Consider the following 26722-nt stretch of genomic DNA (forward strand, 5'->3'; position numbering starts at 1 on the left):
TCTTCGTTGCCAACAGTCTCGCCACAGATCCAGCGTCGTACCGCAATCTACTGTGGGAGGGGGCTTGCTTCCGATGGCGGCGCATCAGCCACCTCATCATTGGCTGACACTCTGCTATCGGGAGCAAGCCCCCTCCCACATTTAATCTACCTGCATCCAGAGGTCGCTGTGTCGGCCTTTACAACCAATGCCAGAACCGGCTCCAGAACCCGCGCCCCAACTCATTCTTGCACCCGGCATATTGCCGTGCGTACATCTGCGAACGCGCCTGCACCTTGCTCGCCACCGGTAGCAGCCAGGCTTTGCTGGCGTAGGTGCGCTGGCGGTAGCCGCCCCAGCCTTCGTGGTAGTTCAGGTATTGGCCATAAGCGTCGTATTTGTAGACGCCATTGATGGTGTAGGTCTTGTCCATGTACCAGCCGATAAAGTCGATGGCGTCGTCGAAGTCTTCGCGATCAGCGCCGCTGCGGCCGGTGGCTTTGCGGTAGTCGTTCCACACTTCATCCTTGGCCTGGGCGTAGCCCGAAGCGGTGGACACGCGGCCCCAGGGGATGATCCACAGCAGGTATTTACGCGGGGTCTTGGCGTCGTGGCGAAAGCCCGATTCCTGATACATGATGGCCAGCGGCACCTGGATCGGTACGCCCCAACGCTTTTGCGTGACCTTGGCGGCGTCGTACCAGTCATCCTTTTCGCGAAAGATGCCGCAGATATCGTTCGGCGTGCGCGGCGGCGAGGTGCCGCACGCCGCCAACAGAGAGGTGAGTAATAACAGTCCTGCGGCTTTGCCTGCGCTCAAGGTGCACCTTTGCGTGATACGGGTAAAATGCCAGCATTTTACCCGTTCACACAGGCGGCGTCCTTGCCGCAGACAGTTTTAAGCCAATGGCACGCGACGGGTAGTCAACGCGATACGGCCGATAAAGAAGCTCAAGGCCGCGCCCAACAGCAGCATAGCCAAGGTGCTCCAGGCGGCGCGGGACAGTTGCTTGGCCGCTACTTCACCGGCTTCACGGGCTTTCTGCTCAGCCTGTTGCTTGAGCTGCTCGACCTTCTGCATGGCTTGCTGATAAGCCTGGGCATAGTTATCAACGATCTGCGTCGCTTCTTCTTTGCTCTTGCCGGTGCGGGCAGCAACGATGTTGACCAATGCTTCTTTATCCGCCGCATTCAGCGCCGGCTCGCCGGAGGCTTTGACACGTTCGAACCACTGCTTCAACTCATCGCCGGCCTGGGCAGGGTTGGTCGCTGCATCGGTAGCCGATTGCTTGCCATCAGCGCCAGCCTGGTCGGCTTTCTGCTCGACATTAGCCGGGTCCAGTTCAGCCTTGCCACTCTGCTTGAGCAAGGTGTCCAACTGGCCTTGCAGGCTGTTCCAGTCAAGCTGGATGCCTTGCTCGTTCAACTGCTGCTTGAGGCTGTTGCCGATCCCCGGCGCAGCGGCGGCAATGCCACTGCCGGCAGCTGACAGGCCTTTGCCCACTACGTTGCCGGCAGTGCCGACGACGCTGGCGGCCAAACCAGCCAGCAGCCAGGTGGTGAGCAAAGTGGTCAGGGTCCAGGTCAATACGCCGTGCAGGCCACCACGATCCGGTGCGGTGCGCCCGGCCACGAAGGCACCCAGCGCAACAGCCACCAACGTCGAGACAAACAGCCAGATGCCCGCGCCGGTGCCGAAACCGTTCAAGGGGTTACCCGCTTCCATGGGGTCCACAGCGCTGGCGCCAATAGCCGTACCCAACACACTCAATACCAGGTAGGTCACCAGTGCGATTGCACTACCGGCCAGTACCGAACTCCACGACACACGGAATAGCGATCGATTGGTTTCATAGACAGTGGTCATACAAAGGTCCTTTTCAGTTTCAGGAGCAAGGCAATGCGCCTTGTGGAGTGGGAGTGTGGCGAAACGACATACGTTCAGTCGTGGGCCATATGCACCAGGCCAGGTAGTGCATTCGCACTGCCCCTGGGTTAATTGCTCTGCACTATCCTGAAGCCGGGATGTCGTAGTCCCATGCGCCCTAGACACGCCCTCACGGAGAAGTTATGACCCAGGATGTTCTCGCCAAAGAAACCAACCGCCGTCAATTGCAGCAGATCATCTCCGGGCTGTCCGACGGCGTGATTCTGGCCGAGGTCGACCAGACCATCCTCTGGGCCAATGAGGCCGCGCTGGCCATGCATGGAGTCAGCGAAGTCGAGGAGCTCGGCGCGAACACCGAGGCGTACGCCAAGCGTTTTGCCCTGCGCTATCGCAACAATCATCCATTACAACTGGACAGCTACCCCTTAAGCCGCGTAGCAGCCGGTGAAGAGTTCAGCGATGTGGTGGTGGAGGTCACCCCCGCCGCCGATGAAAGTCGTCACTGGGTACATCGTTTGCGCAGCCTGGTGTTGACTGACGCCAAGGGCGAGCCGGAGCTGCTGGTGCTGATCCTGAGCGACGCCACCGAATGGGCCAGCGCCGAGCAGCGCTTCGAGAAAACCTTCAACGCCAACCCGGCGCCTGCAGTGATCTGTCGCTTGAGCGATCTGCGTTATATCAAGGTCAACCAGGGCTTCCTGGAGATGACCGGCTACAACCGCGACCAGGTCATCGGCAAGTCCGTGTATGAACTGGATGTGCTGGAGCAAGCAGAGCGCAAGGACCTGGCCATCGAGCGCCTGGGCGAAGGCGCGACCATCCCGCAGATGCAGGCCGAACTGAAACTGCCCGAAGGCGGCAGCAAACTAGTGATTGTGGCTGGTCAGCCATTGGACATGAACGAGGAAGACTGCATGCTGTTTTCCTTTACCGACCTGGAGCCCAGGCGCAAAGCGGAAATTGCCCTGCGCCAGAGTGAAGAGCGCTTCGCCAAATCCTTCCGCCTGACGCCAGTGCCGACCCTGGTGTGCAGCGCCGTCAACCGCCAAGTAGTGGATATCAACGAAGCCTTCATGACGATCACCGGTTATATCAGTGAGGAACTGATCGGCAAATCCATCGAAGAAATCAACTTTATCGACAGCCCCCAGGCCGGTGCGCAACTGTTTGCCACACTGGAGAAAGCCGGCAACCTCGACGGCCAGGACCTCAAGGTGCGCAAGAAAGGCAACGAGGTGATCGATTGCGTGGTGTCCGCCGATACCGTGATCATTCAGGACGTGCCCTGCTACCTGATGGTGCTGATGAACATCACCGAACGCAAACGCTCTGAGCTTGAGCTGGTAGCGGCCATTGAGGAGGTGATGCAGGACGCATCATGGTTCAGCCAGACCCTGATCGAAAAACTGGCCAACGCCAAAAGCGTCAATAGCCCAAACCTGCCCAATGTAGCCTTCACCGACCTGACCGCCCGGGAGCGTGATGTGCTGGGTCTGATCTGCGAGGGTCTGGCCGACAAAGAGATCGCCTCGCGCCTGAAACTGGCACCCAATACTGTGCGTAACCATGTGGCCACGGTGTATTCAAAGCTGGGGGTGCACAGCCGCAGTGCAGCCATCGTCTGGGCCCGTGAACGCGGGCTGTTTGCCGGCGAATTGCGGGTTAAAAACAAGCGCTGAACATACAAATGCACTAGTCGAGCTAGTGCGAATTCGCCTTATTGGGCGGCGGTGCAATCAATAACCTTCAAGGGATCGTACTTTTGCCTTGAAGGAACCCGCATGTTTACCCTCTCCCAACTGCGCAACTGCATCGAAGAAGGCCTGTCACCGCTGACGTGCGAATTCACCTTGTGCCGGGATGCGTCATTGACCCTCAAGGTCTACGACGCCGAGACCGGCCGGGTCGACCTGGTGGTTACCGGCATCAGCACTAACCGCCTGCAGACCCCACAAGAAGTGGAAAAGATGGTGGATGAGCTGCGTTACGAGCTGCAGAGCAACAACGTCGGCAAGCTCACCCTCGATGATTTGCCTTCATCGACGCGGCTATGAAATAGAACACCTGCAAAGCAGCAGGTGGTGGTGGTGGATTATTTCTTCACCGGGGTGATCTCAAGGATCGTGCCGTTAGTGGTCTTGAGCAGTACGAACTTGTCGCCTACCCGCGCCCACTGATTATCATCCCCCGGAGCCTTCAGACCGCGCTTTTTCCAATCGCTGACCGCTGACTCCTTGCGCATCAGCATATCCGGGGCGCGGTCACCTTCTTTCAGGTCCCGGGCATTGATGTTTGAAGGTTGCACGGTTTCCTGGGGTGTATCACCGGCCTGCACGACAAAGCTGGCGGTGGACAGGCCGGCGGCGACCAGCAGGCAGGCGGCTAGGGTTTTAGACTTCATGGGTGCTCCTTCAATTAATGGTGCGTACCCAGTGTCCGACCGCAACGACACAGAATCATTCAGCCTGCTCACCTTGCAGCAAGCGCCTACCACAAGGTAGGAGTCACTGCGCAGGTGTGCCTTGGTGAAAGACCATCCGCCACTGCCCTTGCTCTTCGCGCCACACCGAACTGCGCAATGAACTCCCTACGCCTTGGCGATGACCGCGATAGGTCACCAGCGCCACGTTGGTGCTGAGCATTTTCAGCGCAAATTCAGTCATGCGCCGCTCGGAAAACACCTGATCCTGCAACCCGGCAATCACCTCGGCCTTGCTACCCCAGACAGTGCCACTGGCACCAAACTCAACGAAATCATCCGCAAGCAGTTGCCCCAGCCGGTGTGCATCAGAGCGCGTCGTATACGCCTGAAGCTCCTGTTCCAGCGCGAATAAATGCGCTTCAAGTTCCATCACCGTTGCCTCCGTGAAATTAATCCTGTAATTTTTCATGAAATTATCCGATACAAATTTCATGACCCCACAAGAAGAACTCGCCACCCTCGCAGCGCTGATCCACGACCTGCGCAAACACAAGAAGCTCACCCTGGCCCAACTCGCGCAAAAAATCGAGCGGTCGGTGGGTTTCCTGTCCCAGGTCGAACGCGGCCTGTCGCGTCCGACCGTGGCCGACTTGACTGCCATCAGCCACGCCCTTGACGTACCGACTACCTATTTCTACAGCCTGCCTAAACCCAAGGCCGTGGACTGGGTCACCCGCCCTAACGAGCGGCGCACGGTGTATTACGCCAATGGCATCACCGACATCCTGGTGTCGCCGAGCATGAACGGCGCGTTTTCGATGCTCGATAGTCTGCTGGCCCCCGGCGCCAACAGCGGCGAACAAAGCATGAGTGACCGCGCCGAACAGGCCGGCTTTGTGCTGGAAGGCGAGTTGACCCTGTGGGTGGACGGTGAGGCCGACCCGGTCACCCTCGGCCCCGGCGACAGCTTCCACCTGGCCAGTTTCGCCCACTGCCGCTACGCCAACCTGACCGACCTGCCCGCCCGCGTCCTGTGGGTCTACAACTAGGAGCTGCACCCGTGAAAAGCCATTCCTCCACGTTGCTGGCCGAAGTACGGAGCTTTCGCCAGAACCATCCCGACGTGCGCTATGTCGACCTGATCGCCCTGGACATCCCCGGGCATTTCTACGGCAAGCGCTACCCGGTGGAGATGCTTGAGAAAGTTGCCGCCGGCAGCCCGTTGAAGCTGCCACAGAACGCCGTGTTGCTGGGGGCCCAGGGTGGGTTGTTCAAGATTGGCGACTACTGCTTCAACGATGGTGACCCCGATGCCAACCGGCGACTGGTGCCCGGTACGCTCAAGCCGGTGAGCTGGGAGTCGCAGCCATTGGGGCAAATGCTCATCACCTCGGACGGCACCGAGGCACCGATCGAGTTCGAACCCCGCGAAGTCCTGGCCAAGGTGCTGGAACGCTTGCAGCACAAGGGCATTCACCCGGTAGTAGCGTTTGAACTGGAGTTCTACCTGTTCGATAAAAAGCTCGACAACGGCCTGCCACAATTTGCCCGCGATCCGCTGAGCGATGACGCCGACGACCAGCCCAACCTGCATATCGAACGGCTTTCGCGTTTCAGCGAAGTGCTGGACGACATGGCGCAAACCGCCAAGGCCCAGGGCATCGACATCACGGTGATCACCGCCGAAATCGGTCCCGGCCAGTTCGAGATCAATTTCGGCCACTGCGACGATGGCCTGCGCGCCGCCGACTGGGCCGCCCTGTTCTGCCGCAGCACCCGTGGCGTGGCGCTCAAGCACGGTTACCGCGCCAGCTTCATGGCCAAACCCTACCTGCAATTTCCCGGCAGCGGCATGCACGTGCATGTCAGCCTTTACGACGCGGCGGGCAATAACCTGCTCGCGGCTCATCAACAGCAGGCGTTGCGCCATGCGGTGGCCGGCTGCCTGGAGTTGCTGCCCCACTGCATGCCAATCTTCTCGCCCAACCACAACGCCTTCCGTCGCCTGGGTGGCACCGTCAACGCCGCGACACGGGCCAGCTGGGGCTTTGAAGACCGTGACGCCTGCGTGCGCATCCCCGAATCTGACCCGCGCAACCTGCGTATCGAACACCGCTTGGCCAGCGCCGATGCCAACCCCTATCTGGTACTGGCAGCGATTCTGGCGGGGCTGGAGCATGGGCTCGAAGCCAAGCGTGAACCCATCGCGCCGCTGAACGAGGACCGCAGCAGCGGCACCGACTTCCCGGTGGAAATGCTCGATGCCGTGCGCGCCATGCAGCATCAACCGCTATTGCGCGATAAGCTGGGCGCAGAATTTGTCGATGTGTATTGCGAAAACAAACGCCAGGATCACCTGGCCTTTCAGCAGGAAATCCATGCGCGGGAATACCGCTGGTTTCTCTGACTCAACCCCACGGAAGCACCGATGACCGACCAAAGCGCCCCGGCCCTCAAGGAACTCTTCAACGTCGAACGCCTGCAACATATCGCCTGCGAGATGAGCGCGGTGTACCCGGCGTTCGACGCCAAGGGCTTTCTCACGCACGCCACAGCCGGACTGGCCGAGCTGTCGGTGATGCAGCGCATGGCGCGGGTCAGCGAGAGCCTGCACGCGGTGATCCCGCTGGATTACGCGCAAACCCTCAAGCTCCTTCACGCCTTGGCGCCGCGTATCAACAGTGGTTTTGTCAGTCTGTTTTTGCCGCACTATGTGGCGAGCTATGGCCTAGGTGACTTCAAGCGTTCCATGGCGGCGCTGAAATTTTTCACCACCTTTGGCTCGGCCGAGTTCGCCATTCGCCATTTCTTGCTGCACGACTTCGAGCGCACGTTGGCGGTGATGCAGCAATGGTCGCTGGATGCCAACGAACACGTACGCCGCCTGGCCAGCGAAGGCTCTCGCCCTCGCCTGCCCTGGTCGTTTCGCCTGGCCAACGTGCAAGCCAACCCCCAGCTGTGTGCGTCGGTCCTGGATAACCTCAAGGCCGACAGCAGCCTCTACGTGCGCAAGTCGGTGGCCAACCACCTCAATGACATCACCAAGGACCATCCGGGCTGGGTGCTCAGCCTGATCGAAGGCTGGGACCTGGATAACCCGCACACTGCCTGGATCGCCCGCCATGCGCTGCGCAGTCTGATCAAGCAAGGCAACACCCGCGCACTGACGATCATGGGCGCCGGGGCCAAGGCCGAGGTGACGATTGATCAGTTGAGTGTCACCCCGGCAGCGATCCGCTTGGGCGAGCGCATCAATCTGTCGTTCAACCTGGCATCCACCGCACCCCACGCGCAAAAACTGGTGGTGGATTACGCCATCGACTACGTCAAAAGTGCTGGCCATAGCGCGTCCAAAGTATTCAAGCTCAAAGCCTTTACCTTGGGCGCAGGCGCGCGGCAGCGCATCAACCGCGAGCAGCACATCCGCGAATTGACCACGCGCAAGCACTATCCCGGCATACATCGGGTGCATGTCTTGATCAACGGCGAGCGCCTCGCCAGCGCGCAATTCGAACTGTTAAAACCTTGATCTGAATCAAACAAAAGGCTCTAGCACGGGCCTTTCAGCCGGATAAATTGTCGAACAATCCTGGCTTTCACCGTTGAGATCCATTATCATCCGGCGCCTTCTCGCTACCCGCAGGGTAGTTGTTTCAATGTGTCACCCGAGGCGCCCATGTACCGTTTTTCGTTTCACCGCCCTTTGATCGCGATCAGCCTGGGGCTGGTCAGCCATTCTGTTTGTGCTGCACTGCAGCCCACGGCCGAAGCTCCGCTGGCCAGCGACACCGAGCTGCACTGCCACTTCAACCGCGACGCCAGCACCGACTGCACCACCACCGAGCACTACACCATCCTCAAGCCCAGCGGCCGCGAAATGCTCTCGCGCATCGACTTCGATTACTCCGAAGACGACACATTTGAAGTCGTCAGCGCGCAATCCATCCAGCCTGGCAGTAAGCCTGTCCCCCTGGACGCCAAGCAAATCGACACCCGCACCGCACCCGATTCCGGGCACGGGTTTACTCGGGAAAAACAGACCTCCCTGGCCTTTCCGAACCTGCGCGTTGGCACACAGATTCGTTACACTGTACGTAAATATCAGCCTGCACAAACGTTGATATCCCAGTTTCACTACATCCTCATGTTCGGTGACGTCCCCATACGCAGCGATCACTTCAAGGCGCGCTTTACTGCCGAAGAACCTATCCAGTGGCGCAGTGAATATTTCGACGGATTCACCGTGACCCCGTCAGACGACGGCAAGGCACTGGAGATAGTGCTAAAGGGCCCACACTACCGCAATTACATCAATGAGCCGGCCGATAGCGCGTATCGGCGTCGGCCTCATATCGAAGTGGGCAGTACTCTGGAACGCCAGGCCTATTTCGGTGAATTGGCCCAACGCTACAAGCAGATACTTGACGCGGGGCTGCCTCCCGACAGCGCGGCGACCGTGGCCCGAGCGCGTGCCCTTCCACCCGCAGGGCGGGTAACCGTCCTGATGCAGCACATCAACGATCACTATCGTTACCTGGATGATTGGCGCGCGACGGGGCGCGGCTATATACCGTTCGACCTGAAGGCCATCGAAGCGCATGGTTATGGCGATTGCAAAGACCTGGCGATCCTGCTGAGCGCCATGCTCAAAGCCAGTGGCATCAAGGCCGAGACCGCGTGGGTCAAACGTGGCTACGTAGTGAATTCCTTGTTGATTCCCGGGCCCAACGCGCCAGACCACGTTATTGTCCGCGCCGAAGTAGACGGTCAGGTCTGGTGGCTGGACCCGACCAATCCGGTCTTCGCCCCCGGCCAGATCATGCCCGATATTCAGGACCGCTGGGTACTGGTCAACGACACACAGGGTCAGGTACGCGAAGAGCACATCCCCATGGAGCGCCCGGAAACCGCCCTGCGCATGGAAAAACTGGTGCACTTCGACAAACAAGGCAACGGCGCTACCCAGGCTACTATCACATTCAGCCGCCTGCCGCTGATGCAACTCAGCGTCGCCGACCGCGAGCAAGGCACTACCGCTACCGATGAGGACATCTGCGCCAACTTCGGCAATGGCGTCAGCGACTGCAAGATCACTCGCCAACCCACCGGGTTTGTGGTGCATGACGGCTACCAGGTTACCGCCCGGATGAATGACCGACGTGCGTTGGAGAAACTGGCGAACGACTACGTCTACACTGACCAATCGTTGAAGGAGCGCTGGGACAACGTCATCAACTACCGTCGCCACGGGCAACAGACCGACCTCTACGTTGGCAATCCGGAAACCTACGACTACACCGTTACCCTCAGCGGCGGGCAGATGGAAAAAGCCGTCCCCGGCTGCAAAGTCCGCTCGCCATGGTACGACCTCGACCTGGATGGGAAGCTGGAGGAAGGTTCGCTGCGGTATCACTATCGCCTGAGCCAGAAGAAGCGCTGGCTGACCCATGAGGAAGTGGCCAGTGATGCGTTCGGCAAGATGATTGACGAGGCTCGGGCGTGTGCCGAGCAGGTGCATCAAGTCGTGAAGCTCTAAAGTTAAACTCAGATCAAATGTGGGAGGGGGCTTGCCCCCGATGGCGGTGTATCAGTCAATGCAACTGGGACTGAACCATTGCTATCGGGGGCAAGCCCCCTCCCACATTTTCCCCGTTCCGTCAGTCGGATTCGCCGAGCAGCAAACCCTGCTCCCGGGCACACAACTCCACCACATAATCCCACAACACCCGCAACCGCACCGACTTGTGCAGCTCCCGGCGCGAGCTGATCCAGTAGCTGCGCTGGATGCTCTCCCCCGGCAGCAATGGCACCAAGTCCGCATCGCCAGCCGCCATGAAGCACGGCAGCACGGCAATGCCCAACCCCGAACGCGCCGCCTGGTGCTGGGCAATGACGCTGGTGCTGTGGAACACCACCTTGGGGTTACGGCAGAAGCTGCTGAGAAATTTCAGTTCCTGGCTGAACAGCAAATCATCCACGTAATCGATCCAGGCATGGGCCGCGAGGTCTTCGCGTTTTTCGATGGGCGGGTTGCGCGCAAGGTAAGCGCGGCTGGCATATAGCGCGAGGCGGTAGTCGGTGAGTTTGCGCGTCACCAGTTGATCGACGCTGGGGCGTTCCAAGTGGATGCTGATCTCCGCTTCGCGGTTGAGGATGCTGACAAAGCGCGGCACCGCGACCAGCTCCACTTCCAAACCCGGGTAACGTTCGAACAATCCACCCATGCGGCTCGCAAGGAACATCACGCCCAGGCCTTCGGCGACACCGAGGCGGATCTTGCCCAGGGGCGCAGCGGAGTGGGTAAGTTCGTCTTCGGCCAGCAGCGCCAGGTTTTCCATGGCTTCGGCATGCTTGAGCAGCGCTTCGCCGGAAGGCGTCAGCTCATAGCCCTGGGCATGCTGCACGAACAGCGCAGTACCGAGGCTTTTCTCGATGGCCTCGATATGCCGGGCCACGGTGGCATGCGTGGTCTTCAAGCGTTGCGCGGCGGTGAGCAGGCGGCCACTGCGCTGCAACTCGAGAAAAAACCGCAGGTCATTCCAGTCGAACATGTCGCCTCCCTTGCCTGAACCCGGCCCACGCTGTTTAAAAACGCACAGCAGCTGGGTAAAAACTAACATTTTTAAGACGAAAACTAACAACTAGGATGGGGGCAATAAGAAAAACAAGCGAGACCCCAGATGCCCATTGCAACTGCTGAATACGATTACATCGTGGTCGGCGCCGGCCCCGCCGGTTGCCTGCTGGCCAATCGTCTGTCCGCCAACCCCGCCCACCGCGTCCTGCTGCTGGAAGCCGGTGGCCGCGACAATTACCCTTGGATCCACATTCCAGTCGGTTACCTGTTCTGCATTGGTAACGCGCGTACCGACTGGTGCTTCAAGACCGAAGCCCAGGCCGGCCTGCAAGGGCGCGCCTTGAGTTACCCAAGGGGCAAGGTGCTCGGCGGCTGCTCGTCAATCAACGGCATGATCTACATGCGCGGCCAGGCCCAGGACTACGACGGCTGGGCGGCGGCAGGCAACCCCGGCTGGGCCTGGAAGGACGTTCTGCCGCTGTTCAAGCACAGCGAAAACCACTTTGCCGGCGGTTCTGAATTCCACAGCGATGGCGGCGAGTGGCGTGTCGAACAACAGCGCCTGTCGTGGCCGATCCTCGATGCGTTTCGTGAAGCGGCAGCCCAGAGCGGCATCGCCAATATCAATGACTTCAACCAGGGCGATAACGAAGGTTGCGGCTACTTCCAGGTCAATCAAAAGGCCGGTGTGCGCTGGAATGCGGCCAAGGCATTTCTCAAGCCAGTCCGCCAGCGGCCCAACCTGACCGTGTTGACTGACGTGGAAGTTGACCGGGTGCTGCTGGAAAATGGCCGCGCGTCGCAGGTGCTGGGCCGTCAACACGGCCAGCCGCTAAGCTGGAAAGCACGCAAGGAAATCGTACTGTGCGCTGGCGCCGTCGGCTCGCCGGGCATTCTGCAACGCTCGGGGATCGGCCCCGCCAATGTGCTTAAACCACTGGGCATTGGCGTAGTGCATGAATTGCCTGGGGTCGGCGGCAACCTGCAGGATCACCTGCAACTGCGACTGATCTACAAGCTGGAAAATGCCCGCACTCTCAACCAGATTGCCGGCACGCTGTGGGGCAAAATGGGCATGGGCCTGCGCTACCTGTATGACCGTAGCGGCCCGTTGTCGATGGCGCCGAGCCAACTGGGCGCGTTTGCTCGCTCCGGTCCGGAGCAGACCTCGGCCAACCTTGAATACCATGTGCAGCCGCTGTCCCTGGAGCGCTTTGGCGAGCCGTTGCACGGCTTCCCGGCGTTTACCGCATCGGTCTGCGACCTGCGCCCGCAAAGCCGCGGCCGCGTGGATATTCGCTCGGCCAATCCGGCGGATGCGCCGCTGATACAACCCAATTACCTCAGCCATCCCGAGGACCTGCGCGTGGCCGCCGACGCCATCCGCCTGACCCGACGCATCGTCGCCGCACCGGCCCTGAGCCAGTTCAAACCGGTGGAATACCTGCCCGGCGACGCGCTGCAAACCGAAGAACAACTGCACGAAGCCGCTGCCCGTATCGGCACCACCATCTTCCATCCGGTTGGCACCTGCCGCATGGGCAATGACCAGGACGCCGTGGTCGATAGCCAACTGCGCGTGCACGGCATTCCCGGCCTGCGCGTTGCCGATGCGTCGATCATGCCGCGCATCACCTCCGGCAATACCTGCTCACCCACGCTGATGATCGCGGAGAAGGCCGCGCAGCTGATCCTTTCACCGACTACTGTAGGAGCGAGCTTGCTCGCGAAAAACCCACCAGCACCGCGCACTACAGGGCACCCCGCGTAACACTTGACGATTTTCGCGAGCAAGCTCGCTCCTACATGGAAATTGAGAAATAGCGGCGCTGAGGCTGGCGCCGACAGTGGAACAACAATAAATAATCACTGTGAGGGACACCCGATGTCAGAACATGCTCAACCCCTGGGCTCGGCGGCCAGAGCAAGCACCGCCAACGAATCAAGAAAGGTCATTTTCGCCTCGTCCCTGGGGACGGTGTTCGAGTGGTATGACTTTTTCCTCTATGGCGCCCTGGCGGCGGTGATCAGCAAGCAGTTCTTCGCCGGGGTCAACGACACTACGGCGTTTATCTTCGCCTTGATGGCCTTTGCCGCAGGCTTTGTGGTGCGGCCATTCGGTGCGTTGGTGTTCGGCCGCCTGGGCGACATGATCGGGCGCAAGTACACCTTCCTCGTCACCATTATCCTGATGGGCGTGGCGACCTTCTGCGTCGGGCTGTTACCCACCTACGCCAGCATCGGTATCGCCGCACCGATCATCCTGATCGTGCTGCGCATGCTACAGGGCCTGGCTCTGGGCGGCGAATACGGTGGCGCGGCCACCTATGTGGCCGAGCACGCGCCGCCGGGCAAGCGCGGGCTGCATACCAGCTGGATTCAATCCACCGCCACCCTCGGCCTGTTGCTGTCGTTGCTGGTGGTGCTGGCCTGTCGTTACTTCACGGGCGATCAGTTTGAAGTGTGGGGCTGGCGCATTCCGTTCCTGTTTTCCATCGTGCTGCTGGGCATCTCGACCTGGATCCGCATGAGCCTGCACGAGTCGCCGGCCTTCTTGAAAATGAAAGAGGAAGGCAAGGCCAGCAAGGCGCCGATCCGTGAGTCATTCGGTAAATGGGAAAATCTCAAGGTGGTGCTGATCGCACTGTTCAGCATTAACGGCGGGCAGGCCGTGACCTTTTACGCGGCGCAATTCTATGTGTTGTTCTTCCTCACCCAGTTCCTGAAGATGGACCCCGCCCTGGCCAATATGCTGCTGATCATCAGCGTGGTAATTGGTGCACCGTTCTTTATCCTGTTTGGCTGGCTGTCAGACAAAGTCGGGCGTAAACCGGTGCTGATGCTTGGCCTGCTGCTGGCGACCGCGCTGTACTTCCCGATCTTCAAGGGCCTGGCGCACTACACCAACCCGGCGATGGACCAGGCCAGCCGTCAAGCCCCGATTACCGTACTGGCCGACCCGGCAACCTGCACCTTCCAGTTCGACCCGGTGGGCAAGGCACGTTTTGACAGCCCGTGCGACAAGGTCAAGACCTTCCTGGTCAAACAGGGCCTGCCCTATAGCAGCGCCGCCGCCCCAGCGGGCAGCCCGGTGCAGGTGAGCGTGGGCGATGTGCGTATCGACGGCTTTGATGAGGCGGCCCTGCGTGGCGCAGTGGCCCTGGCTGGCTACCCCACATCGGCGGACGTGGCCCAGGTCAACAAGGTCATGGTAGTGGTGCTGATCGTCGTGCTGATCCTGATCGCGGCCATGTGCTACGGGCCATTGGCGGCGCTGATGGTGGAGCTGTTTCCAACACGCATCCGCTACACCTCGATGTCCCTGCCCTACCATATCGGCAACGGCTGGTTTGGCGGGTTCCTGCCGACGGTATCGTTTGCCCTGGTGGTGTACACCGGCGATATCTTCTATGGCCTGTGGTACCCAGTGGTGGTGACGGGGGTTAGCCTGGTTGTCGGGTTGTTCTGTCTTAAAGAAACCCGGCATGTAGATATCGATAACAACTGAGTTCGTTTGAACATTGGAGATCCCCTGTGGGAGGGGCGGTGCGACGATTCGACTTGCTCCCGATAGCAGTGGTTCAGTCAATATCTTCATGGCTGACATACCGCAATCGGGAGCAAGCCCCCTCCCATATTCGGTTGTTGTTGCTCACACATATTGCTGTACATCCATACAGATAATGGTTGCTCAAATCCCTCTGACTGAGCATCCTGCAAGGCATCAATCCAATCTGATGGGATGACCATGCGGCTGTACCTCTGTGAAAAACCTTCCCAGGCCAAGGATATCGCGGCCGTGCTCGGCGCCAGTCGCCGCGGCGACGGCTGTTGGCTGGGCAATGGAGTCACCGTCACCTGGTGCATCGGCCACCTGCTGGAAACCGCTCCGCCCGACGCCTACGACGCCAAGTACAAGCGCTGGGTGCTGGCCGACCTGCCGATCGTGCCGGAAAAATGGAAGATGCTGGTCAAGCCCAAGACCGCCAGCCAATACAAGGCCGTCAAGCGCTTGCTGGGGGAAGCCCTGGAGTTGGTAATTGCTACCGATGCCGACCGCGAAGGCGAGATGATCGCCCGCGAACTGGTGGAGCATTGCCGCTACCGCGGGCCGATCCAGCGCTTGTGGCTGTCGGCACTTGACGACGCCTCCATTCGCAAGGCTTTGGCTGCGCTCAAGCCCGGTGCAGAAACCTTCAGCCTGTATCATTCGGCGCTGGGCCGCTCCCGCGCCGACTGGCTGATCGGCATGAACATGAGCCGCCTGTTTACCCTGCTGGGGCGCCAATCCGGTTACCAGGGCGTATTGCCGGTAGGCCGGGTGCAAACCCCGACCCTGCGCCTGGTGGTGGACCGCGACCGCAGCATCGCGGATTTCGTGCCGGTGGCATATTGGGCCATCGATGTGGACCTGCGCCACGAGCGCATGACCTTCACTGCCCAGTGGCGCGCCCATGACGATGCCTGCGACGATCAGGGCCGCTGCCTTAACCCGCAATTGGCGCGGGACGCGGCCGACGCCATGCTTAATGCCGCCACTGCGCGGCTGGTGAAGCTGCGCACCGAACGCATGCGCGAAGTGGCGCCCCTGCCCTTCGACCTCGGCACGCTGCAGGAAATCTGCTCGAAGAAGCTCGGCCTGGGCGCTCAGGAAACCCTGGATATCGCCCAGTCCCTCTACGAGACCCATAAGGTCATCACCTACCCGCGCAGCGATTGCGGCTACCTGCCGCTGAGCCAGCACAGTGAAGCACCGAAGATTCTCGCGGCCCTGGGCCGTGCGGATGCGGCAGTCAACGAGCTGATGCCGCATATCGACCCCCAGCGCCGCTCGCGGGCCTGGAATGACGCCAAGGTCAGCGCCCACCACGGCATCATCCCCACCGGGGCGGGCAAGGATTTAAGCCAACTGACCGGCAAGCACCGTGCGGTCTATACCCTGATACGTGCGCGCTACCTGGCGCAGTTCCTGCCCAACCATGAATATGACCGCACCCAGGCGGACTTCGACTGTGCGGGCCAGGCATTGCGCGCGGTAGGCAAAGTCATTATCGAGCCAGGCTGGAAACGCGCATTGCCCGAAGCCCTGGCCCCCGCCAAAGGCCGAGAAGCGCCCGCGCCACAGGCCTTGCCGACACTGGTGCAGGGCCAGGACTACGCCGTAGCCAAAGTCAATCTCAAGGACCTGTGGACCCAACCGCCCAAACCCTTTACCGAAGGCGACCTGATCAAGGCGATGAAAAACGTCGCCAAGCTGGTGGAAGACCCACTGCTCAAGCAAAAGCTCAAGGACACCACCGGCATCGGCACCGAAGCCACCCGCGCCGGGATCATCCAGGGCTTGCTCGACCGTGGTTACCTGGTGAAGAACGGCAAGGCCCTGTCGGCCACCCCGGCGGCGTTCAGCCTGATCGACGCAGTACCCCGCGCCATCGCCGACCCAGGCACCACCGCCATCTGGGAGCAGGCGCTGGACATGGTGCAAAGCGGCGAAATGAGCCTTGAGGAATTCGTCGCCAAGCAAGCGGCGTGGATGAGCAAGCAGGTGGCGCGCTGCAACGGCATGCGCATGACCATCACTGGCCCAGCCAGCCCCGCAGGCCGAGGCGCCACACCCTGGAAGAAGAAACGCAAGAGCGCCCCACGTAAGACGGCAGCCAGCCCCAAACGGGCGAAAAAACCGACAACGGCGGGGTAATACCGGAAAAAATCCGGCAAATGACGTTTTTCGACGGGTTTAACGCCGCTTTGGGTCTTGCCCTGCCGTGGGCCGTCTAGGATTCTGTAGGGGATCTGGACTACCTACAACAACACCGGAGTGGCCGCCATGAAGACCGTCGCACAATTGCTTAAAGCCAAGGACCAAAAAAACCAGGACGTCCACACGATCAAATGGGATCACACCGTCTTTGAAGCCTTGGTCCGGATGTCGGAAAAAAACGTCGGGGCTCTGCCGGTGGTCAAGGATGACGTGGTGGTAGGCATCATCAGTGAACGTGATTACGCGCGCAAAATCATGCTCAAGGGCCTGTCGTCGGTCACCACCAAGGTCCATGAGGTGATGAGTTCGCCAGTCATAACGGTGGACACCCATAAAAGTGTCGAGGAATGCATGAACATCATGACCGACAGTCACCTGCGTCACCTGCCGGTGGTCGAAGACGGCAAACTGCTTGGTCTGCTGTCCATCGGCGACCTGGTCAAGGAAGCCATTGCCGAACAAGCAGCCTTGATCCAGCAGTTGGAGCAGTACATCCGCGGCGAATAGGGGAACCCATGCTCGACACCTTGGTACATCAGGAAGACCACCTCGACACCCTGCACCGGGCCATGGCCGGACGACACTTTGTGGTGCTGACCGGTGCAGGGATCAGCACCTCGTCGGGCATCCCTGATTACCGCGACAGTGAGGGTGTGCGCCGCGGCAAGGCCCCAATGATGTACCAGGAATTCCTCGCCACCCCAGAGGCGCGGCGCCGTTACTGGGCGCGGGCGATGCTGGGTTGGCCGCGGGTGCGCATTGCCCAGCCAAACAAGGCCCATCGGGCGCTGGCGACGCTGCAACAGCGCGAGCTGATCAGTGGGCTGATCACGCAAAACGTCGACACCCTGCATGACCAGGCCGGCAGCCACGATGTGATTGAGCTGCATGGCAGCCTGCATCGGGTGCTGTGCCTGGATTGCCAACTGCGCAGCGCACGCGATGCGATCCAGCGGCAGATGGACGTCGATAACCCTCACATGGCGCAGGTGCATGCCGTGCAAGCGCCGGATGGCGACAGCTTGCTCGACACCGCGTTCGAACAGCGCTTCCAGGTGCCCCGCTGCCCCCATTGCAATGGCGAACGTCTCAAACCTGACGTGGTGTTCTTTGGCGAGAACGTCGCACCGGCGACGGCGCTCAAGGCGATGAGTGCGGTAGACCATGCTGACGGTTTGCTGGTGGTGGGGTCGTCGCTGATGGCCTATTCGGCGTTCCGCTTGTGCAAGGCGATGGTCGGACAGGGTAAGCCGGTGATTGCGATCAACCTGGGCAAGACCCGAGGAGATGAGCTGCTGCAGGTTAAAATCCAGGCTTCCTGCGAGCAGCTTCTGCCGTTATTGGTCGACCGGCTCCAGACCCACACCGCCAAAAAATGACGCCCAAGTCACGTTTTCCCGCATTCTCCCGTCCCTACAACGATTTATGTAGTGAGCAAAAATAATCACTACATAATCGTTGACGTAAGCTTTTTGTCCTTGCATGATCTAGACGTCTCCCGGATCGGGAGCGTTGGTAACACGCGTTTTGAACAGGCTCGTCTGACCGCCGAGCTGTTTTTCCGGATGTGCACTGCCCACAAGGCGGATTGATGAAGCTGACCAGCCCCGAGAGGGACAGGTACAAGGAGCCTAAACGCTGCTTGTCTTCGTTATGAAAGCATTGCGTAGCAGTTCATCAGCAAGACTACATGCATCAGGCTCAAGACCCTGCCCGTATTCGGCAGACCGTCACTGACGCCCGGTTTTCCGAACCGGAGACAACTAAAGAGTTTTAACGAATCAACTGATAGATCGCCAACTGGTCAAGGGGCTTACACATGAATCTGAACAACCAACCAACTATCGATGAATTGGCTGAGATGTTCGCAGCGCAGAAAGACACACTCGACGACCATATCCTGTGGATTGGCAAATCGGGCGAAGTGCAAATTGACTGCCTGGCTCCCAACACCAAAGAGGCCGAGTTCGACCGCAATAACCGTGAGCTGGCGGCGCGCCTGAAGATGTACCGCCGGGGCCAGGGTTATGTCGGCAAGAAAGCTGCGGCCGACCGCAATTTTATCGAGCAGGTGTTCGATACCCTTAACAATGCCTGGGCATCTTTCAAGGATAACTCGCAGGTTAAAGTGATCGATCGCTACTACTAATAAGCATCACTCGATCAAGTGTGGGAGTTGGCTTCCCAGCTCCCATACTTTTTTGTGAGTTGTTCAAAAAGTTGGAAACCTGCCCTTCCCCGCTTCATCGCAAAAGATATCAAACAATACTTGGGCCGCCGCCGATAGTTCATGCCCGGGCTTGGTCAATACTCCTATCGGCCGCTCGATCACCGGGCCGCTCAAGGTAATGCAATGTGCCCCCGCTTCCTCCATTTGCCGCGCACATAACGCAGGCACAGCACTGACCCCCAAGCCACTGGCAACCATCTTGCCCACCGTTGCCAGTTGATGGCTTTCCAGCGCCACGGGCAGCTTCATTTGCAAAGCACCCAAGTGATCTTCCAGCATCACCCGCACTGTAGATGGCCGCTGCAAGGTAATGAACGGATGCTCCAACAGGGTTTTCCAGTCGATTTCAGCGCATTGCGCCAAGGGCGAATCTCCCGGCACCACGGCAATAAAGCGGTCCAGGTACAGCGGCGTGAAGGCCAACGATGAACCTTCGGACGGCTCGAATGCCACGCCCAGCTCGACCTGGCGATCACGCACCATCTCCAGCACTTGTTCATTGATCAGGTCATGCACCGTCACATTCACCTGGGGGTAACGTGCGCGGAATATCTTCAGGATCGGCGGCAACAAGTTGCCGGCGAACGATGGCATCGCCGCTACCGTTACCCGCCCGCGTTGCAGCGTGAATCGCTGGCGCAGTTCGTCCTCGGCATTGTCCCAGTCAGCGATCAATCGACGTGCCAGGGGCAGCAGCGATTCACCTTCAGGGGTTAGCGCAACATTGCGTGTGTTACGGCTGAACAAGCGTCCACCCAACCCTTCTTCCAGGCCCTTGATCGTTAAGCTGAGAGCCGATTGAGAAAGGTGCAGGCGCTCGCAGGCCGCGGCAAAGCTCAGGCTCTGGGCCACGGCGAGAAAGGCACGCATCTGTTTAACGGTCATGGAGCTGCTCCGGACGAAGGATCGACTATGCTGTTTTCTAAATCAATCAACCTTAAAAAACAACTTAACAAATCAATCCATCAGCGCAACACTCGGTTCACTGGCTGGACCACAAACAATAAAAGAGGTGCATATGGCAGGTTTCGATAAACGCGTGGCGTCCTATGAAGAAGCGCTGGCAGGTCTGGAAGATGGCATGACCGTGCTCTCCGGCGGTTTTGGCCTGTGTGGCATTCCGGAAAACCTCATCGCCGAAATCAAACGCAAAGGCACCCGCGACCTGACAGTGGTTTCCAACAACTGCGGCGTCGATGGCTTCGGCCTGGGTGTGCTGCTGGAAGAAAAGCAGATCAGCAAAGTGATCGCCTCCTATGTAGGTGAAAACGCCTTGTTCGAAAAGCAGCTGCTCAGCGGCGAAATCGAAGTGGTGCTCACTCCCCAAGGTACCCTGGCGGAAAAAATGCGCGCAGGCGGCGCCGGTATCCCGGCCTTCTTCACCGCCACCGGCGTCGGCACCCCGGTTGCCGAAGGCAAGGAAACCCGCGAATTCAATGGCCGCCCCTACTTGATGGAAGAATCCATCACCGGCGATTTTGCCATCGTCAAAGGCTGGAAGGCCGACCACTTCGGCAACGTCATCTACCGCCACACCGCCCAGAACTTCAACCCGCTGGCCGCCACCGCCGGCAAGATCACCGTGGTCGAAGTCGAGGAAATCGTCGAACCGGGCGAGCTGGACCCGGCGCAGATCCACACCCCTGGCATCTACGTCGACCGGATCATCTGCGGCACCTTCGAGAAGCGCATCGAACAGCGCACCGTCCGCAAATAATCCACGTCCAGAACAATAAGAGGAAATCACCATGGCGCTTACCCGCGAACAAATGGCTCAACGCGTCGCCCGCGAAATGCAGGACGGCTATTACGTAAACCTGGGCATCGGCATTCCGACCCTGGTGGCCAACTACATCCCCGACGGCATGGAAGTGATGCTGCAATCGGAAAACGGCCTGCTCGGCATGGGCCCGTTTCCTACCGAAGACACTATCGACGCCGACATGATCAACGCCGGCAAGCAAACCGTCACTGCGCGCATCGGCGCATCGATCTTCTCCTCTGCCGAGTCCTTCGCAATGATTCGCGGCGGGCATGTCGACCTCACCGTGCTCGGCGCATTTGAAGTGGACGTACAAGGCAACATCGCCTCGTGGATGATCCCCGGCAAGCTGGTCAAGGGCATGGGCGGCGCCATGGACCTGGTGGCTGGCGCGGAAAATATCATCGTGATCATGACCCACGCATCCAAGGACGGTGAGTCCAAATTGCTCAGCCAGTGCAGCCTGCCTCTGACCGGCGCGAACTGCATCAAGCGTGTACTGACGGACCTTGCGTACCTGGAAATCGAAAATGGCGCTTTTGTCCTTAAGGAACGCGCACCTGGCGTCAGCGTTGAAGAGATTGTAAGCAAGACCGCCGGTAAACTGATCGTCCCGGACCACGTTCCAGAAATGCACTTCCAGTGAGGACAGATTCCATGCAAGACGTCGTGATTGTTGCTGCCACCCGCACCGCCGTGGGCAGCTTCCAAGGTTCGCTGGCGAGCATTCCGGCCCCGGAACTGGGCGCTGCGGTGATCCGCCGCCTGCTGGAACAGACCGGCCTGGACCCGGCCGAAGTCGATGAAGTGATCCTCGGCCAAGTGCTCACCGCAGGTTCAGGCCAGAACCCGGCGCGCCAGGCTTCGATCCTCGCCGGCCTGCCCCACGCCGTGCCGAGCCTGACCCTGAACAAGGTCTGCGGCTCGGGCCTCAAGGCCCTGCACCTGGGCGCACAGGCCATTCGTTGCGGCGACGCCGAGGTGATCATTGCCGGCGGCATGGAAAACATGAGCCTGGCCCCGTACGTATTGCCCGCCGCGCGCACCGGTTTGCGCATGGGCCATGCAAAGATGATCGACAGCATGATCACCGACGGCCTGTGGGATGCGTTCAACGATTACCACATGGGTATCACCGCCGAGAACCTGGTGGACAAGTACGGCATCAGCCGTGAAGCCCAAGACGCCTTCGCCGCCGCCTCCCAGCAAAAAGCCGCCGCCGCTATTGAGGCCGGACGTTTTGCCGACGAGATCACCCCGATCCTGATTCCCCAGCGCAAAGGCGACCCGGTGGCTTTCGCGGTGGACGAACAACCCCGCGCCGGTACCACGGCCGAATCCCTGGCCAAGCTCAAGCCGGCGTTCAAGAAAGACGGCAGCGTCACCGCCGGCAACGCCTCCAGCCTCAACGACGGCGCCGCCGCCGTGCTGCTGATGAGCGCCGACAAAGCCCGCGCCCTCGGCTTGCCAGTACTGGCGCGTATCGCCAGCTACGCCAATGCGGGCGTGGACCCGGCCATCATGGGCATCGGTCCGGTATCGGCCACCCGCCGCTGCCTGGACAAGGCCGGCTGGCAGTTGGCAGACCTGGACCTGATCGAAGCCAACGAAGCCTTCGCTGCGCAATCTTTGGCAGTGGGCAAAGAGCTGGAATGGGACGCCGATAAAGTCAACGTCAACGGCGGCGCGATCGCCATCGGCCACCCGATTGGTGCCTCAGGTTGCCGCGTGCTGGTGACCCTGCTGCATGAAATGATCAAGCGCGATGCCAAGAAAGGTTTGGCGACGCTGTGCATCGGCGGCGGCCAAGGCGTGGCCCTGGCGCTCGAACGCAGCTGACCTGTAGGAGCGAGCTTGCTCGCGAAAATCGTCAACGATCACGCAGCGCTCCTGTTAGAACGTGTTGCCTGTGAGTTCTTCGCGAGCAAGCTCGCTCCTACAGGTGAGACATAACGAGCAATACAGAAAAGGCCTGGCTCCACGAAAAGCCACGCCTTTTCTTTTATCGATACCCCTGAATGAACTCGGTCAAAATGTGTGGCTTGCCTGCTCCCACATTCGATCTCATTGCCTGTCACTTTGTGGCACCGCAAACACCGCACTCGCCCGCAGCACAACGCGCTCATCCACTTGCAAACTCAGCGTGGCAAACGCCATGTGCCTCCCGCGCTTATGGCTGTCCAAGCGCACCACCATCCACTCCCCCACCTGCACGGCGCCCAGGTAGTCCACGGTCATGCTGGCGGTAATCAACGGTAACGGCGGCTCGCTGGAAAACGCCATGGCGTAATCCATGCCGATATCCGCCAGGGTTGCCAGCACCCCACCGTGCACCGTACCGCGCCCATTGGCGTGACGGTTATCGGCGCGCAGGCCGACTTCAAGCTGCAAGCCTTCGCCCCGGCAGTACGCCGGGCCGAGCAGGTCCAGTAATGGGCTGCTGCGAGGTAATGGAACAAAGCCTTGAGGAATGGCATGGGTGGTCATGGCGGCTCTTCCTGCGAACGAGCGTTAAGGTGTACGCCAAGCGTCACGCAGCCGCCATTACCATCATCCGCGCAAATTCCCCGCCATGCGTGGCGAGTTGCTGCGTCAGCGTTTCATGCAGCGCTGATAGCGCTCATCCACGCGCTTGGCGAACCATGCCGTGGTCAGGTTGCGGGTGATCTTCGGGCTCTTGAGCACAATGCCCGGCAGGATCGCCCGTGGCAGCGGCTTGCCCGCGGCCTGATCGGCCAGGCTGAAGACGCGCTTGTATAACGTGGTGTCCTCGAAGTCCAACTGGTCGCCCTGCTCCAACTGGCTGCGGATGCTCGGGTTGCGCATATCCAGCTTCGCCCCCAGTGAGCGCACCGCCAGTTCGGTGGTGCCGGGCAGCAGGGAGCCATAGCGGATCAAGTCCCCATCCAGCGCCAGCTCTTTGCCCGTCACGCGGCTGACCGCGGCCTGGAACGCAGCATTGCGGCTGGCGTACCAACCGGCATTGAAATCGGCAAAGCGGTACAGCGGCTGGTCGTAGCTCACCGGGTAGCCGAGCAAATGGGCGATGCCGAAGTACATACCACCGCGACGGGTGAAGACTTCGCGGCGAATCGTGCCGTCCACCGTGTAGGGATAACCCCGCGCCTGCTTTTGTGCGAAGTCGATACTGACCTGCATCGGGCCTGCGGTGTGCACCGGGTTGAAGCCGCCAAACAGCGTATTGCCCAGGGGCACCATGCTGATGAAGTCATCGAAGATCGCGCTCAGGTCCTTCTCGGTGCGGGCGGCATTCAAGCGGTCGGCATAGGTCTTGCCAGTGGGCGAACGCAATTGCAACGCGCTGCGTACCACGAACGCGGGCACATGCACCTTGCCGGCACGGCGCAGGATTTCATCCTGGGCGATCTTGCCCATGCCGGGCACTGGTGGGTCGACCTGAAAAGTGGACTCCTGCTCGGTCACCGCCAGTACGGCGCAGATGTTTTCAGTGCTGGGGTAGATCTTTTGGGTGTCGAAGGCGGTGTAGATGTCCTGGGCCCAACCGTTGCGGTCCGCCACCTTGGCCGGCAGCAGGCGCACGATCTGCGCCTTCACCTCGGCTTCACTGCGCTCAGGCTGCTGCGGGCCGCGTGAAGTGGAACAACCGGCGAGCACCAGCAAAGGCATGAGGCAGAGGAGCAGACGGCTTGAATACATGGGGCTTCCTTGATGAACGACGGGCCGGACAGTGCAGATATCGACAGGTAAGTCTAACCGGGGTTCGTCGGTGTGCAGAACCGGCTGCCTGGTCGTAGCTGAAACATCCCACATAACTGCCGGATAAGCTCTACCCCCCTGCCCCGGGAACCGCTGCAAAGTTCCTCGCCTGATTGAACAGTGCGAGGGATTGCAGATGGCTTTTTTCGTCAGAGCCCCGGTTGTCGGGGCTGTTGCTTGAACCCGGCCATCGGCAGGCTGGCCCTGACCCCGATGGATGTGCAGACGCCCAACGCTGAGGGGGTTCTGCGCGATTTTCGCGATTGCCTGAATACGTTTGACGCCTGGGCCGAGAGTTTCTGGAGCTTCTCGGCGCTGGATGTGGAGCAGGTGTTCAAGGTCGGGGATGAAGTGGCGCTCGTTGCACCGATCAACCGTTCCCTGCTTCCCAGCAGCACCGTCGCCACATGCCCGGCCAGCGGGACGCTGACCCTGGTGCATATGTTCCAGAGCACCCGGTTCGTACCTGTCGGCAACACGCCGGTGATGTTGCAACGCGTTGATCCAAACGGCGGCGCACTGGGCGACCCCATCCACAAGACCATCGGCCCGAGCGGCATTCTCGAGATCACCGAGTGTGATCGCAACCAGCAATATCGGGTCAGTTTTTACCCCAACGTTTCCCGCGATCACGTCAAGGCGCTGTATGCGTCTTATCAGTCAGTCATCGGCGGGCTGGAAGTGCGTCTGCGTGAAACGTGGGACAGCAGGTTCCAGGCGCAGTGGACGGGCTACACGGACGCGACACCGCTTGACCGACGTCAGTTGCTGGAAACGGCGTTTCTCAGTGGTATGGGCAAGGCGCTTTACAGCCTGTGGGACAACGTTACCCAGCTGTACGACCTGTTGGCCGATCTCAAGCCCAACAGCGAGAAGCTGCTGCAATACCTGTCTCAAGCGCAATTGGATGAGCTGTTGACGCTGGGTACAGACGCGATTGCCCAGGGCCTGCTGGTGCTCAGTGATGAGCCACTGTTGTTTATCTACGTGGCGGCGATGGTCAGCTGGATGCGCATGTTGCCGCCGCCGGACATGAGTGAGCTGTGGGGCGAAATCACCGGTGAGGTACTGATCGGGTTGCTGCTGATTCGCGTCTTGGGGGCGATGGGCGTGGCGGCGCGGTTGGGGGCTCAGGTGCTCAGCCCTATCAGGTCCGGGCGAGCGCGGGCGTTGTTGGAGATGCTGGCCAAGCAGCTTGTGGGGCCGGGGTTGGGGCCGCATGTGGAGGCGGCTAAGCCGTTGTTGCTGAGCAGTGCGGCGACGCCGGTCAAGGTAGTGCCGGCTGTACCGTTGAAGGCTGGGGATCAACTGGTTTCGAACCCGGTGCCCGCAGTGCGAAGCAAGGCCCGGCAGACGGTACTGTTACGGCAGGAGCATGTCGATGATGCGCCGGCCATGGCTTCGAATCCCAAGGGGGATGCGACGGCGCCTGCGGACAAGACGGTCACTCATGGCTGCCCGGTGTCGATGGTCACCGGGGAGGAATTGCTGACCCTCACCGATGGTGCGCTGGACGGGATCGACGCGCTTGTATCGCACCAGTGCGGTAGAAGTGGATTGTGGGTTGGGGTTTGGCTGGAGTCATGCGCTGGCGCACAGGCTTTGTGTGTCGGGCGATTCGGTGGTGTGGACCGATCATGAGAACCGCTCGACTACCCTGCCCTTGCCGACTTCTGCTCGGCCTGCGATTACCAACAGCCTGGCGGAAGCGGCGATCTACTTGGGCTCGGCTCCTGATGAGTTAGTGCTGGCCCAGGCGTCGCGGTTCTATCACTTTCGCGACGGTGTACTGACTGCGATCAGCGATGCGTATGACAACCGCCTGCGCATTTGCCGTGATCCTTCCGGGCGGATCGAGCGGCTGGATAACGGTGCTGGTCGCTCGCTGCTGCTGCGTTATGAGCTGGATCGAATCGTGGCGGTGGACTACCAGGTGCATCGCGCCAAAGGGCGCGAGCCCTACGTCTGGGAGACCGAGCAGAACGTTGTTTCCTACGCCTATGACGAAGACGGACGACTGGTTTGCGCGACCAANCATCGCGCCAAAGGGCGCGAGCCCTACGTCTGGGAGACCGAGCAGAACGTTGTTTCCTACGCCTATGACGAAGACGGACGACTGGTTTGCGCGACCAATGCCGTCGGTGAAAGCGAACGTTATCGGTACGACGAGCAGCASGTCATTGTCGAGCGGCAGTTGGCCGGTGGAGCGAGTTTCTTTTGGGCGTGGGAAGGCTCCGGCAAGGCGGCRCGYTGCGTCCGGCATTGGGCGAGTTTTTCGCAGATGGACACGCGGTATGCCTGGGCGGATGACGGCCGTGTCACCGTGCATAACGCTGATGGTAGCCAGGAAGTGTATGTCCACGAT

23 protein-coding genes and 2 pseudogenes are annotated in these 26722 nt (G+C 60.2%); 17 read left to right on the top strand and 8 right to left on the bottom strand.

Annotation, left to right across the window (positions count from 1 at the left end):
• Window positions 1–178: 178 nt before the first annotated feature.
• Together ASD70_RS07570 and ASD70_RS07575 are read right to left on the bottom strand one after the other, a co-directional pair.
• Window positions 179–799 (bottom strand): transglycosylase SLT domain-containing protein, encoded by a 621-nt coding sequence (locus ASD70_RS07570; RefSeq protein ID WP_056846090.1) that lies wholly within the window; start codon window positions 797–799, stop codon window positions 179–181.
• Between the two features lie 78 nt (window positions 800–877).
• The gene (locus ASD70_RS07575) at window positions 878–1846 is read right to left on the bottom strand and encodes a hypothetical protein (RefSeq protein ID WP_046071992.1); all 969 of its coding nucleotides are present in this window, start codon (window positions 1844–1846) and stop codon (window positions 878–880) included.
• 203 nt (window positions 1847–2049) lie between these two features.
• Between ASD70_RS07575 and ASD70_RS07580 the strand changes: the two genes are divergently transcribed.
• Entirely contained in the window at window positions 2050–3546 is a 1497-nt protein-coding gene (locus ASD70_RS07580; protein ID WP_056846091.1) for a PAS domain S-box protein, read from the top strand.
• A gap of 102 nt (window positions 3547–3648) precedes the next feature.
• Window positions 3649–3921 (top strand): DUF1652 domain-containing protein, encoded by a 273-nt coding sequence (locus tag ASD70_RS07585; protein ID WP_046071990.1) that lies wholly within the window; start codon window positions 3649–3651, stop codon window positions 3919–3921.
• A gap of 38 nt (window positions 3922–3959) precedes the next feature.
• On the opposite strand, the gene ASD70_RS07590 is transcribed toward ASD70_RS07585, so the two are convergent.
• Complete coding sequence (locus ASD70_RS07590; protein ID WP_046071989.1) at window positions 3960–4268, bottom strand: RcnB family protein; 309 nt, start codon at window positions 4266–4268, stop codon at window positions 3960–3962.
• Window positions 4269–4371: 103 nt separating this feature from the next.
• On the bottom strand, window positions 4372–4782 hold the full coding sequence (locus tag ASD70_RS07595; protein WP_236708694.1) for a nuclear transport factor 2 family protein: 411 nt from the start codon (window positions 4780–4782) through the stop codon (window positions 4372–4374).
• On the opposite strand from ASD70_RS07595, the gene ASD70_RS07600 reads away from it, so the two are divergent.
• The 4 genes from ASD70_RS07600 (at window position 4781) to ASD70_RS07615 (ending at window position 9825) form a co-directional block, all read left to right on the top strand.
• Window positions 4781–5338, top strand: coding sequence for a helix-turn-helix domain-containing protein (locus tag ASD70_RS07600; protein WP_046071987.1), 558 nt, complete (start codon window positions 4781–4783; stop codon window positions 5336–5338). The two genes, ASD70_RS07595 and ASD70_RS07600, sit on opposite strands and share 2 nt — an antisense overlap.
• 11 nt (window positions 5339–5349) lie before the next feature.
• Complete coding sequence (locus ASD70_RS07605; protein ID WP_046071986.1) at window positions 5350–6696, top strand: glutamine synthetase family protein; 1347 nt, start codon at window positions 5350–5352, stop codon at window positions 6694–6696.
• A gap of 21 nt (window positions 6697–6717) precedes the next feature.
• Entirely contained in the window at window positions 6718–7818 is a 1101-nt protein-coding gene (locus ASD70_RS07610) for a DNA alkylation repair protein (protein ID WP_056846093.1), read from the top strand.
• A gap of 147 nt (window positions 7819–7965) precedes the next feature.
• The gene (locus ASD70_RS07615) at window positions 7966–9825 is read left to right on the top strand and encodes a DUF3857 domain-containing transglutaminase family protein (protein WP_056846094.1); all 1860 of its coding nucleotides are present in this window, start codon (window positions 7966–7968) and stop codon (window positions 9823–9825) included.
• Window positions 9826–9946: 121 nt separating this feature from the next.
• On the opposite strand, the gene ASD70_RS07620 is transcribed toward ASD70_RS07615, so the two are convergent.
• Window positions 9947–10840: a LysR family transcriptional regulator gene (locus ASD70_RS07620; RefSeq protein WP_046071983.1), complete on the bottom strand. Its 894-nt coding sequence runs from the start codon at window positions 10838–10840 to the stop codon at window positions 9947–9949.
• 129 nt (window positions 10841–10969) lie between these two features.
• On the opposite strand from ASD70_RS07620, the gene ASD70_RS07625 reads away from it, so the two are divergent.
• The 6 genes from ASD70_RS07625 (at window position 10970) to ASD70_RS07650 (ending at window position 18776) form a co-directional block, all read left to right on the top strand.
• On the top strand, window positions 10970–12637 hold the full coding sequence (locus tag ASD70_RS07625; protein ID WP_056846095.1) for a GMC family oxidoreductase: 1668 nt from the start codon (window positions 10970–10972) through the stop codon (window positions 12635–12637).
• Window positions 12638–12751: 114 nt separating this feature from the next.
• The gene (locus ASD70_RS07630; protein ID WP_046071981.1) at window positions 12752–14374 is read left to right on the top strand and encodes an MFS transporter; all 1623 of its coding nucleotides are present in this window, start codon (window positions 12752–12754) and stop codon (window positions 14372–14374) included.
• Between the two features lie 240 nt (window positions 14375–14614).
• The gene (locus ASD70_RS07635) at window positions 14615–16564 is read left to right on the top strand and encodes a DNA topoisomerase III (RefSeq protein WP_046072708.1); all 1950 of its coding nucleotides are present in this window, start codon (window positions 14615–14617) and stop codon (window positions 16562–16564) included.
• A 129-nt stretch (window positions 16565–16693) separates the two neighbouring features.
• On the top strand, window positions 16694–17134 hold the full coding sequence (locus ASD70_RS07640; protein WP_003190337.1) for a CBS domain-containing protein: 441 nt from the start codon (window positions 16694–16696) through the stop codon (window positions 17132–17134).
• An 8-nt stretch (window positions 17135–17142) separates the two neighbouring features.
• Complete coding sequence (locus ASD70_RS07645; protein ID WP_046071980.1) at window positions 17143–18006, top strand: NAD-dependent protein deacetylase; 864 nt, start codon at window positions 17143–17145, stop codon at window positions 18004–18006.
• 440 nt (window positions 18007–18446) lie between these two features.
• Entirely contained in the window at window positions 18447–18776 is a 330-nt protein-coding gene (locus ASD70_RS07650) for a hypothetical protein (RefSeq protein WP_046071979.1), read from the top strand.
• Between the two features lie 63 nt (window positions 18777–18839).
• Here ASD70_RS07650 and ASD70_RS07655 read toward each other — a convergent pair whose 3' ends face one another.
• Window positions 18840–19742 (bottom strand): LysR family transcriptional regulator, encoded by a 903-nt coding sequence (locus ASD70_RS07655; protein WP_056846096.1) that lies wholly within the window; start codon window positions 19740–19742, stop codon window positions 18840–18842.
• 133 nt (window positions 19743–19875) lie between these two features.
• On the opposite strand from ASD70_RS07655, the gene ASD70_RS07660 reads away from it, so the two are divergent.
• From ASD70_RS07660 to ASD70_RS07670, 3 genes are read left to right on the top strand one after another with little or no spacing between them, the layout of a single operon-like run.
• On the top strand, window positions 19876–20574 hold the full coding sequence (locus ASD70_RS07660; protein WP_010211319.1) for a CoA transferase subunit A: 699 nt from the start codon (window positions 19876–19878) through the stop codon (window positions 20572–20574).
• Window positions 20575–20605: 31 nt separating this feature from the next.
• A complete protein-coding gene (locus ASD70_RS07665) occupies window positions 20606–21265 on the top strand; it encodes a CoA transferase subunit B (protein WP_003190327.1) in 660 nt (219 codons plus the stop codon).
• An 11-nt stretch (window positions 21266–21276) separates the two neighbouring features.
• Window positions 21277–22458, top strand: a complete 1182-nt coding sequence (locus ASD70_RS07670; RefSeq protein ID WP_056846097.1) for an acetyl-CoA C-acetyltransferase — start codon at window positions 21277–21279, stop codon at window positions 22456–22458.
• A 225-nt stretch (window positions 22459–22683) separates the two neighbouring features.
• Here ASD70_RS07670 and ASD70_RS07675 read toward each other — a convergent pair whose 3' ends face one another.
• Window positions 22684–23106: a PaaI family thioesterase gene (locus ASD70_RS07675; protein WP_056846098.1), complete on the bottom strand. Its 423-nt coding sequence runs from the start codon at window positions 23104–23106 to the stop codon at window positions 22684–22686.
• 105 nt (window positions 23107–23211) lie between these two features.
• Entirely contained in the window at window positions 23212–24297 is a 1086-nt protein-coding gene (locus tag ASD70_RS07680) for a DUF1615 domain-containing protein (protein WP_056846099.1), read from the bottom strand.
• A gap of 273 nt (window positions 24298–24570) precedes the next feature.
• On the opposite strand from ASD70_RS07680, the pseudogene ASD70_RS29320 reads away from it, so the two are divergent.
• Window positions 24571–26391, top strand: a pseudogene (locus tag ASD70_RS29320) (DUF6531 domain-containing protein); the annotation flags it as partial.
• Between the two features lies 1 nt (window position 26392).
• Window positions 26393–26722: pseudogene (locus ASD70_RS29325) on the top strand (hypothetical protein); the annotation flags it as partial.

The organism is Pseudomonas sp. Root569 (assembly GCF_001427465.1).
GTDB classification, from domain to species: domain Bacteria; phylum Pseudomonadota; class Gammaproteobacteria; order Pseudomonadales; family Pseudomonadaceae; genus Aquipseudomonas; species Aquipseudomonas synxantha.

Coding starts and splice junctions, on each gene's coding strand:
- ASD70_RS07645 (WP_046071980.1), top strand. CDS start 17,143: ATGCTCGACACCTTGGTACATCAGGAAGACCACCTCGACACCCTGCAC.
- ASD70_RS07625 (WP_056846095.1), top strand. CDS start 10,970: ATGCCCATTGCAACTGCTGAATACGATTACATCGTGGTCGGCGCCGGC.
- ASD70_RS07670 (WP_056846097.1), top strand. CDS start 21,277: ATGCAAGACGTCGTGATTGTTGCTGCCACCCGCACCGCCGTGGGCAGC.
- ASD70_RS07660 (WP_010211319.1), top strand. CDS start 19,876: ATGGCAGGTTTCGATAAACGCGTGGCGTCCTATGAAGAAGCGCTGGCA.
- ASD70_RS07655 (WP_056846096.1), bottom strand. CDS start 19,742: ATGACCGTTAAACAGATGCGTGCCTTTCTCGCCGTGGCCCAGAGCCTG.
- ASD70_RS07575 (WP_046071992.1), bottom strand. CDS start 1,846: ATGACCACTGTCTATGAAACCAATCGATCGCTATTCCGTGTGTCGTGG.
- ASD70_RS07635 (WP_046072708.1), top strand. CDS start 14,615: ATGCGGCTGTACCTCTGTGAAAAACCTTCCCAGGCCAAGGATATCGCG.
- ASD70_RS07615 (WP_056846094.1), top strand. CDS start 7,966: ATGTACCGTTTTTCGTTTCACCGCCCTTTGATCGCGATCAGCCTGGGG.
- ASD70_RS07620 (WP_046071983.1), bottom strand. CDS start 10,840: ATGTTCGACTGGAATGACCTGCGGTTTTTTCTCGAGTTGCAGCGCAGT.
- ASD70_RS07650 (WP_046071979.1), top strand. CDS start 18,447: ATGAATCTGAACAACCAACCAACTATCGATGAATTGGCTGAGATGTTC.
- ASD70_RS07580 (WP_056846091.1), top strand. CDS start 2,050: ATGACCCAGGATGTTCTCGCCAAAGAAACCAACCGCCGTCAATTGCAG.
- ASD70_RS07665 (WP_003190327.1), top strand. CDS start 20,606: ATGGCGCTTACCCGCGAACAAATGGCTCAACGCGTCGCCCGCGAAATG.
- ASD70_RS07590 (WP_046071989.1), bottom strand. CDS start 4,268: ATGAAGTCTAAAACCCTAGCCGCCTGCCTGCTGGTCGCCGCCGGCCTG.
- ASD70_RS07675 (WP_056846098.1), bottom strand. CDS start 23,106: ATGACCACCCATGCCATTCCTCAAGGCTTTGTTCCATTACCTCGCAGC.
- ASD70_RS07600 (WP_046071987.1), top strand. CDS start 4,781: ATGACCCCACAAGAAGAACTCGCCACCCTCGCAGCGCTGATCCACGAC.
- ASD70_RS07640 (WP_003190337.1), top strand. CDS start 16,694: ATGAAGACCGTCGCACAATTGCTTAAAGCCAAGGACCAAAAAAACCAG.
- ASD70_RS07680 (WP_056846099.1), bottom strand. CDS start 24,297: ATGTATTCAAGCCGTCTGCTCCTCTGCCTCATGCCTTTGCTGGTGCTC.
- ASD70_RS07610 (WP_056846093.1), top strand. CDS start 6,718: ATGACCGACCAAAGCGCCCCGGCCCTCAAGGAACTCTTCAACGTCGAA.
- ASD70_RS07595 (WP_236708694.1), bottom strand. CDS start 4,782: ATGAAATTTGTATCGGATAATTTCATGAAAAATTACAGGATTAATTTC.
- ASD70_RS07630 (WP_046071981.1), top strand. CDS start 12,752: ATGTCAGAACATGCTCAACCCCTGGGCTCGGCGGCCAGAGCAAGCACC.
- ASD70_RS07585 (WP_046071990.1), top strand. CDS start 3,649: ATGTTTACCCTCTCCCAACTGCGCAACTGCATCGAAGAAGGCCTGTCA.